General features: G+C 45.8%; 5 protein-coding genes. 1 reads left to right on the forward strand and 4 read right to left on the reverse strand.

The window, feature by feature from the left end:
• Positions 1-486: 486 nt before the first annotated feature.
• From phnE to RMO35_RS03735, 4 genes are all read right to left on the reverse strand, one after another.
• The gene (phnE, locus tag RMO35_RS03720; RefSeq protein ID WP_309738643.1) at positions 487-1,239 is read right to left on the reverse strand and encodes a phosphonate ABC transporter, permease protein PhnE; all 753 of its coding nucleotides are present in this window, start codon (positions 1,237-1,239) and stop codon (positions 487-489) included.
• Positions 1,240-1,286: 47 nt separating this feature from the next.
• Positions 1,287-2,078, reverse strand: a complete 792-nt coding sequence (locus tag RMO35_RS03725) for an ATP-binding cassette domain-containing protein (protein WP_309738644.1) — start codon at positions 2,076-2,078, stop codon at positions 1,287-1,289.
• A gap of 225 nt (positions 2,079-2,303) precedes the next feature.
• The gene (locus RMO35_RS03730; RefSeq protein ID WP_309738645.1) at positions 2,304-3,254 is read right to left on the reverse strand and encodes a phosphate/phosphite/phosphonate ABC transporter substrate-binding protein; all 951 of its coding nucleotides are present in this window, start codon (positions 3,252-3,254) and stop codon (positions 2,304-2,306) included.
• Positions 3,255-3,712: 458 nt separating this feature from the next.
• Entirely contained in the window at positions 3,713-4,714 is a 1,002-nt protein-coding gene (locus RMO35_RS03735) for a GTP-binding protein (protein ID WP_309738647.1), read from the reverse strand.
• A 356-nt stretch (positions 4,715-5,070) separates the two neighbouring features.
• On the opposite strand from RMO35_RS03735, the gene RMO35_RS03740 reads away from it, so the two are divergent.
• Positions 5,071-5,432, forward strand: a 362-nt coding sequence (locus RMO35_RS03740) for a metal ABC transporter substrate-binding protein (protein ID WP_309738649.1), incomplete at its 3' end; no start/stop codon positions are given.

Below are 5,432 nucleotides of genomic sequence, written 5' to 3' on the forward strand. Positions count from 1 at the left end.
CGTCCCTGACGGGTAAGTTAAGCGAAAAGGAATAAAATCAACTGCCTTACTACTTGGCGATCCACCTAGATGTATTGTGGTTGGGTAGCGACGCGGGGGTTGCACCCGCATCTCTGGTGAATCAGGGGATTATTGGTTTAAGCGATAACCCTAATTCATGCGTCCCTTGCGGGTAAAGTTGGTGCTTTGCAATTAAGCTAGTCGCTACATAAAGTTTGAATTCACGGCGGGCTATGTCTTCATCTCGGTTGCTCCTTGGTGGTTGTGCTTGTTTCCATGTCCACAGAATAGCCTCAGACATCGACCCGAAGCTAATGCGCGATCGCATCGCTAGAATACTTGCTAGCTCTGGATTTCAGACCTAGGGGAAAAGTTTTACCCAGGGGATACCCCGAACTTTGCAGTGGAAATGGCGATCGCAATTGAGGCTGCATAAAAAAACGATCGCCATCGATGACGATCGTTTCTTTGCGTTAATAACTGGGATTACTTTTGTTCTAAATGGCGGCGTAACTGACTGCTGGCAATATCAATGCAAGTGACGACAATCAGTAAAACCAACATCATCGTCGTCGCTTTATTGTATTCAAACCCGCGAATATAATTGACTAATTCAAAGCCAATTCCCCCAGCTCCGACAACTCCCAAAACGGAAGCAGCGCGGATATTATATTCAAACATATATAAGGTATAACCCAACAGCAAGGGCAATACCTGCGGCATGACTCCATATTGAGCGATCTGGAACCAAGATGCACCGCTGACTTGGAGAGCTTCAAGGGAATAAGGATCGACAGACTCGATCGCGGTTTGATAAAATTTGCCCAAGTAGCCAATGGTATAAATCCCCAGCGCGAGGGTGCCAGCAGGTGCGCCCAATCCAGTAGCAGCGACGAATAGTAATCCCAAAATAATCGACGGGATCGATCTCACGGCATTTTGAATAAAATTAGCCACCGAACGTACCCACCACGGGACTAAATTATTGGCTGATAAGATCGCAATCGGCAGGGAAATAATCGCCCCAATTGTCGTTCCCCACAAGGACATCTGGATTGTTTCTAATAATTTATCCCACGCGACATCGAGAATCGATAGATCGGGCGGAAACAATCGCGACACAAAATCGGCGATGTAGCCACCACTATCTTTGAGAGATTTTAGATCTACCTGTAAACCTTGCCACGCCCAACTGTAGACACCGACAATCGTGAGGAAAATTAATATTCTGACAACCATTTCTGCTAAAGCCTAAAGCCTAAAGCCTAAAACCTAAAACCTAAAGCCTAGACCGTTAATTGCTCGAATTTTGCGCTAAGATTTTGACTGCTACCATGATAGACGACTCGACCGCGATCGACAATAATCGCAGTCTGAGCATAGGTACTAGCCAAAGCTAAATCGTGCAAAACAGTGACGATCGTCATCCCTTCACGATGTAAATGGGCGAGATTTTTCATCACTTGTTGAATTGCCATAATATCTAATCCAGTGACTGGTTCGTCAGCTAATAAAATCTGCGGCGATCTCATTAAAGCTCTGGCAATGGCTACGCGTTGTTGTTGTCCCCCGCTGAGTTGTCGGGTTGGTTGACTGGCAAATTCAGCTATTCCCAATCGATCGAGTAATTCCAGCGCAGTTCGCCGTTCGCTGGCTGGAAATCCCGTCAACGTCTTCCAGCCCGAAAACCCACCTAACTTGCCGCACAAGACATTATCGAGGGCGCACAGTTGCGGAATCAAACCGCCACCTTGAAACAACATCGCCAAGGGTTGACGCGCTTGAGTGCGGGTACTCGGTGTCATCGGGACATTATTTACCAAAATACTTCCCGATCTTAGCGGCAATAATCCCGCGATCGCCCGTAATAAACTCGATTTACCCGCACCATTCAATCCTAAGATGGCGACAAATTCACCTTGTTTAATCTCACAATCGATACCATCCAAAATCGGTCGATTGCCAATTTTTGCCTGACTGACTGCCGCGTTGACACTAATTGCTGGCGCAAGATTGCCAGATCTTGCACTCTGTTTACCGATCTCGATCGAACTTAGCTCGCTACTGATTGTACTCACTTGATTTTTACCGAACTCAACAATTATTTCCTATCCCCTAATCCAAATTGCTACCAGTATCATGCCTACGACTGAAGTCGTGGCTAGTAATGCAAAGTCCGCCTGTCTTGTCTTGCTAAACCGTCGGGGAACCCGACGGTTTAGCGAGACAAGACAGACAGGCGGACTTTGCACCACAAGCAGCGGTTAGAAACCGCTGGGTTTATGGGTAGCAACTTGGGTTAATTAAGGTTTCATCCCGGCTTGCTCTAGCGCGACTTTGGTCGGGTTAAGGTGTGAATTGTTGACCTTTACCAATGTGGTGGAGTTATAAAGAGCGCGAAACAATTGATTATTAGCAGGCTGATTTAATTTCATCATTGCGGCAATCAGCTTGTTGCGATCGCTCGCTGAAACATTATCCTTGATGACAATGCCATGCGCCGGGACGCCAGAAATACTATACAGTACGCGTAACTTGCTAGCTTCGGCAGCCGTAATATAAGGCGCACCCAGGGTATATTCCGAGACTGCGGCGACATCAGCTTGATTTCGCAATACGGCTTGGAGGGCTTTATCATAGCTGCCGCCATAGGTGACTTGCCCAAAGAAACCATTGAGACGATCGCGATTGGGGATGAGTTTTTGTTGTACCAGTTCTGCTACGGGAAAGATAAAGCCCGAGCCAGATGTGGGCGAGGTAAATGAGATCCGCTTGCCTTTGAGCTGAGTGAGTGTGGCTTCTCCTTGCCCAGACTTGAGGGGGCTATTTTTGGGGACTACAAAAATCGATTTGTAAGTATGCCCGCCGGAATAATTGGCGCGCACTTCTGCTAAGTATAAGTTAGCATTAGCTAATTCTTTGGCTTTGAGCGCGGAGCGACTGCTCAAAAAGGCGACGTTAGCGCGATTGGCACGCAAGGCTTCTACGGCTGCGGTTTCATCGCCAAATACTGCTTCGACAGGTTGTTGCAACTCTTTACTAAGAAATGCTGTAACTGCTCTAGCTTTAGTCTGTAAGTCGGTGGTGTCCGATCGAGTCGGGAAGACTATTTTGAGGGTCTGAGCCTGGGCTTGTGCGGGAGCTATGCGCAGGTTTGTGAAGATCGATTCGCCGATCGAGCGCCCATGCACAACTGCCAACCCAGCTAAAATAGCCGTGCCAATGCCGATCCCAAATTTGAGTTGCTGATTCATCGCTTGTTTGTAACCGCCTAATTTAAAATCCGATTAATGACATAGTATCTCATTACTATCCAAAATCGATCGGCATATTTACCAACTTATTTCGTCGAACTTTTATTACATTAAAGTTACAAAAGTCCGAGAAGCTAGGCTTAGGGAAATCTCCTTAGTGGCGCAGAAAAGTCTTGAAAGGCTTGTGGAGTCGTCTAGAGAACAATAATTAATAGGGAAAAGGGGCTGGTGCCGTGGTTCGATAGAAGTCGAAGAGTTTCGGGATGCCTGCTGTCGAAATGTGGCTGTATTACCACCACATGAAGTAGAGTCGATAATTGCACACAGCGCCTTGAGTCAGCCTGTGTTATTTTTCAGACTCCGCTCATTCATGCTTGGTATACTAGGGTCGAGACTGGCATAGCATAAAAAAAATCGATATATACAGATTCAGCCCGTCACTCGTTGAGTGAGGATCGTTATTTCCCAAATCCGATCCCTGTTGCCAAACATTTAGTAAAGTCCGATCGTAATTTAGCCTCATCGAGATCTCGCCCGATAAAGACCAACTCATTTTTGCGTTGCTCATCAACCCGCCACTCGCGATCTGGCTTACCATCAAATAGCATGTGTACGCCTTGAAAGACAAAGCGGTTTTTTTGTCCGTGAATATTCAAAATCCCTTTCATCCGAAAGATATTGGGGCCTTGATTGGGTAATAAATCGCTCAACCAATCATTAATTTTATTGATGTCCATTGCACCCGATAGCACTAATGCTATCGATTTAACAGACTCATCATGAACGTGAGCTTCTTCACCCAAGAAATCCGGATCGATCGTCAGCGCGTGAGATAAATCGAAGCCGCCAACTGCTAAAACTGCATCCATATTCACCTGGGCATTTTTAGTTCGATGAATTTTTGCCATTGCATTCATACTGCGAATTTTACGTTCGAGTTCGTCTAATTCAGCAACAGTAACTAGATCGGTTTTATTGATCAAAATTGTATCGGCAAACGCGATCTGCTCTTGAGCTTCATCTGCATCCCAGTGAAGTTGAATATGCTTGGCATCTACGACAGTTACTACCGCATCTAAGTGAGTATGCAGTTGGACATCTTCATCGACGAAAAAGGTTTGAATTACAGGTGCGGGATCGGCGAGTCCAGTGGTTTCGATTACTAAATGGTCGAATTTATCGCGCCGCTGCATCAGTTTGTCGATGATTCGTACTAAGTCACCGCGTACCGTACAGCAAATACAGCCGTTATTCATCTCAAAAATTTCTTCATCGGTACTGACAACCAGTTGATTATCGATGCCAATCTCACCAAATTCATTCACGATTACAGCTACTTTTTTACCATGCTCGTAGGTTAGAATATGATTGAGTAAGGTGGTTTTTCCTGCGCCCAGATATCCAGTTAGGACAGTGACTGGAACGGTTGTGTTGGGGGAATTGTCTAAAGTATTTACCATAAGTGTTTTAGCCTTGTGAGTGAATTAGCGATCGGTGAAACTTTAAGCAGATGATTAATTATAGATCTTGCGAAAAAAAGTGGTGTTCCGATTTTTAGCAAGACTGAATCTGCACTACAAATATTGACTGGGGCTAGTTCCGATCTGGCGAGCGATACGTGTCACAGCGAATCTGTGCGATCTGAATCTAATCGTGTGCTAACTCACAAGTCCAATTGACAGTAAGCGACTCCACCCTTTAAGATGATTCTCACCTGCGTCGATAATGATTCTCATTCTATCACAGATTCACCGCTCCAGATGCTGTGCCTCACCCAAGACTCATCGACCACAACTTACCCATCCCACATTCGATCGTGAAAATTAGCCTTCGTCGCCCAGACTCAAAACACTCACTGCATTTTAACTGGATTGGATTATCACTACTGACATTCGGGATGCTGACTGGATGCACCACCCCAACCAGCAAACAGCCTGATGTAGCAATCCCCACCGCTAGCGAAACTCCAGCCACAACCCCCACCGCAAATACAGACAGCCCGAAAGTAGTTGTAACTAATACTGTACTGTGCGACTTGACCAAACAAATTGCAGCTAGCACTGTAAATGTAGTCTGCTTGCTTGCTCCTGGTAGCGACCCTCACGTTTATAAACTGACACCAGAATCTAGACAATCGATCGAGGATGCCAAACTAGTCTTATATGGAGGTTATGACTT

Source organism: Chamaesiphon sp. OTE_20_metabat_361, assembly GCF_031364565.1.